The sequence below is a fragment of the [Anoxybacillus] calidus genome (assembly GCF_013760845.1).
GTDB classification, from domain to species: domain Bacteria; phylum Bacillota; class Bacilli; order Bacillales; family Anoxybacillaceae; genus Paranoxybacillus; species Paranoxybacillus calidus.
In genome coordinates this window covers 1-1182 of sequence record NZ_JACDUU010000022.1, presented here as the reverse complement: position 1 = coordinate 1182, position 1182 = coordinate 1, and the positions used below count along the sequence as shown (strand labels likewise).

Annotated in this window: 2 protein-coding genes; both read left to right on the top strand. The window is 41.6% G+C overall.

Going from position 1 to position 1182, the window contains the following annotated elements; genetic code table 11:
- The first annotated feature begins 92 nt into the window (after positions 1-92).
- Positions 93-650 carry a helix-turn-helix domain-containing protein gene (locus HNQ85_RS17760; protein ID WP_246326910.1) on the top strand — a complete coding sequence of 186 codons (558 nt, stop codon included), beginning with the start codon at positions 93-95 and terminating at the stop codon, positions 648-650.
- The gene (locus HNQ85_RS17755; RefSeq protein ID WP_181538963.1) at positions 629-1168 is read left to right on the top strand and encodes an IS630 family transposase; all 540 of its coding nucleotides are present in this window, start codon (positions 629-631) and stop codon (positions 1166-1168) included. The genes HNQ85_RS17760 and HNQ85_RS17755 overlap by 22 nt, the downstream gene beginning before the upstream one ends.
- The last annotated feature ends 14 nt before the right edge of the window (positions 1169-1182 follow it).

The following is a 1182-nucleotide window of genomic DNA, read 5'->3' as shown; positions in this document are numbered from 1 at the left end:
TATATAAATTCAGTTTGAAATTCCGACATGTTTAATCCCCATCCACCTTTGTCTATACTGCTCCTAAACGGATCAATCAAAGGAGCGGATGAATGATGAAGAAAAAAGGATTACAAATTACGAACAATCATGGTTGGACCATCGAACGTCTTCAAGAACAGGAACGCCGAATGAAAAATGCGAACATGGCGAAACGAATTGCGGTGATTCGTCTGATTATGCAAGGCTATTTGGGAATCCAAGTCGCTGAGCTGTTGAACATCCATCGTGAAACCGTTTCGATTTACGTTCAAAAGTTTAATCAAGGTGGCATGGATGCGCTATTAGAACGCCATTATGCTCCCGGTAGAAAGCCGTATCTGTCTCCAGACGAAGAACGCGAATTAAGAAAGATGTTGGAAGAAAGCACCCCTGCCGATGAAGGATATGGCATCGAAACCAGCTGGAATACACGAATCATTCAACATGTGTTAGAAGAGAAATTTTCTGTCACCATGTCTCGCGGTGGGATTTGTGATATGCTCCATCGATGGGGATTTCGCTATACACACCCTACGTATACCCTCAAACGGGCGAATCCTCAAAAACAAAAAGAGTTTCAACAAGAAATGGAACTCATAAAAAAAACTTGTCCGACAACACAGTCATAATCTATGAAGATGAAAGTCATATTCGCGACTACCAAGCTCTTCGTACCACATGGAGTGTCAAAGGGCGTCAAAAACAAATCCCTACGTATGGACACCACGCGACGGTTAGCTTATTAGGCGGTGTGAATATCGAAACGGGTGAATTTCTCTGTATGGAAACGGACCAATGTAATGCACAGGCTTTTCTGCAGTTTCTCCAATACACATTGGACCAGTATCCAGATAAACATGTCGTGATGGTCTTGGATAACGCAAAAATTCATCATGCCAAAGTTCTTCAGCCTTTTTTACAGGAGCACGAAGAACAGTTAACTTTTGTATTCTTATCCCCTTATTCGCCGAATTTAAATTTAGTTGAACGAATTTGGGGTTGGCTGAAAGAGAGTGTCATTGCCAATCGGTTTCATCCCAATCGAAAAGAGTTGCGAGAATCGATTGTTTCGTTCTTAGAGTACCTTTCTGAATTTCCAGAAAAAGTGCTCCAACGCATCGGACAGGTGGTTATGTCGGAAAATTAATCTGAATCTATATA

Bases quoted from the DNA above. Each gene is read 5' to 3' on its own strand.
- HNQ85_RS17760 (WP_246326910.1), top strand. From the start codon at position 93: ATGATGAAGAAAAAAGGATTACAAATTACGAACAATCATGGTTGGACC.